General features: G+C 68.0%; 2 protein-coding genes and 1 pseudogene. All 3 read left to right on the top strand.

The window, feature by feature from the left end:
* Positions 1–220, top strand: a pseudogene (locus tag I53_RS31520) (acetamidase/formamidase family protein); the annotation flags it as partial.
* 200 nt (positions 221–420) lie between these two features.
* Positions 421–738, top strand: a complete 318-nt coding sequence (locus tag I53_RS18755; RefSeq protein WP_043353431.1) for an FmdB family zinc ribbon protein — start codon at positions 421–423, stop codon at positions 736–738.
* A 222-nt stretch (positions 739–960) separates the two neighbouring features.
* A partial coding sequence (locus tag I53_RS18750; RefSeq protein ID WP_043353429.1) for an aliphatic amidase occupies positions 961–1,633 on the top strand: 673 nt, incomplete at its 3' end.

Raw genomic sequence — 1,633 nt, 5'->3', positions numbered from 1 at the left:
AGTACCTCAAGAAGTTCGGCTATTCGGGCGCCCAGGCCTACTCGATCCTTGGCACGGCGCCGGTCAGGGGCACATCTCGGGCGTGGTCGACATCCCGAACGCGTGCGCGACGCTCTGGATACCGACCAAGATCTTCGAGTTCGACATCAACCCGGGCGCCGACGGACCGACCCAGTTCCTAGACGGCTCGATCCAGATGCCGCTCTCGCCGGATCTGTGATCAGGCCGTCTGCTGCGTGTCGCGCCCGCTTTCATCGGACGCGACCTGCCCCCTCCCCCGTGCGGGAGAGGGTTGGGGTGAGGGACCCGGTCTTTCCGGAGAGGTCGCATCCCTCACCCTGTCCCTCTCCCGCACGGGAGAGGGAACCCGCGTTTCGCCCGACAGCGGTCTGATCCGGCAGCCTTTCTGAAAGCGTCGCCATGCCCGTCTACGACTACGCCTGCGAGGCCTGCGGTCCCTTCACGGTGATGCGGCCGATGGCCGAGTTCCGCGATCCGCATGCCTGCCCGGACTGTGGCAGCTCGAGCCAGCGCGCCTTCCTCACCGCGCCGCGCATCGCCGGCATGGATGCGGGGCTGCGGGCCGCCCACGCCACCAACGAGCGCAGCCGCCACGCGCCCCGTCGCTCGGGGAGCCACGGGGCCGGCTGCGGCTGCTGCACCCCCAAAAAGGCGACCGCGGCCCCGGCCGCCGCCAAGAGCTTCCCGAAGGCGCGGCCCTGGATGATCAGCCACTAAGTCGGACGCGCATGGCCCTCCCCCCTCTGTGGGGAAGGGTGGCCCTCGCGTCAGCGAGGGTCGGGAGAGGGGAGCGCCGCATCCGGATTTGTCGCGACGGACGCGCGATCCTGCCGCGTCGCGCTGCCCCTCTCCCCCCTGCTGCGCAGGGTACCCTCCCCCGCAGAGGGGGGAGGGTCACGGCGCGCCTCGGCGCAACAATCCTCAGGAGGACATCACGCCATGATGCACGGAGACATCTCGTCCAGCCAGGACAGCGTCGGCGTCGCCGTCGTGAACTACAAGATGCCGCGCCTGCACACCCGCGCGGAGGTGCTGGAGAACGCCAAGGCGATCGGCAAGATGATCGTCGGCATGAAGAGCGGCCTGCCCGGCCTCGACCTCGTGATCTTTCCCGAATACTCGACCCACGGCATCATGTACGACGCCGCCGAGATGTACGAGACCGCCTCCACGGTCCCGGGCGCCGAGACCGAGGTGTTCGCTGCCGCCTGCCGGGAGGCCAAGGTCTGGGGCGTGTTCTCCCTCACCGGCGAGCGCCACGAGGAGCACCCCAACAAGGCGCCCTACAACACCCTGATCCTGATGAACGACCAGGGCGAGATCGTCCAGAAATACCGCAAGATCATGCCCTGGACCCCGATCGAGGGCTGGTATCCGGGCGACCGCACCTACGTGTCGGACGGTCCGAAGGGACTGAAGATCAGCCTGATCATCTGCGACGACGGCAACTACCCGGAGATCTGGCGCGACTGCGCCATGCGGGGCGCCGAGCTGATCATCCGCTGCCAGGGCTACATGTACCCGGCGAAAGAGCAGCAGGTCGTCATCTCGAAGGCGATGGCCTTCGCCAACAACGTCTACGTTGCGGTCTCGAACGCCGCCGGCTCGACGG

This window comes from Methylobacterium sp. B1, assembly GCF_000333255.1.
Taxonomy (GTDB): domain Bacteria; phylum Pseudomonadota; class Alphaproteobacteria; order Rhizobiales; family Beijerinckiaceae; genus Methylobacterium; species Methylobacterium fujisawaense.
Note: the sequence above shows the minus strand (reverse complement) of the source record. Positions and strands in the feature narration are given on the sequence as shown.

Coding starts and splice junctions, on each gene's coding strand:
- I53_RS18755 (WP_043353431.1), top strand. CDS start 421: ATGCCCGTCTACGACTACGCCTGCGAGGCCTGCGGTCCCTTCACGGTG.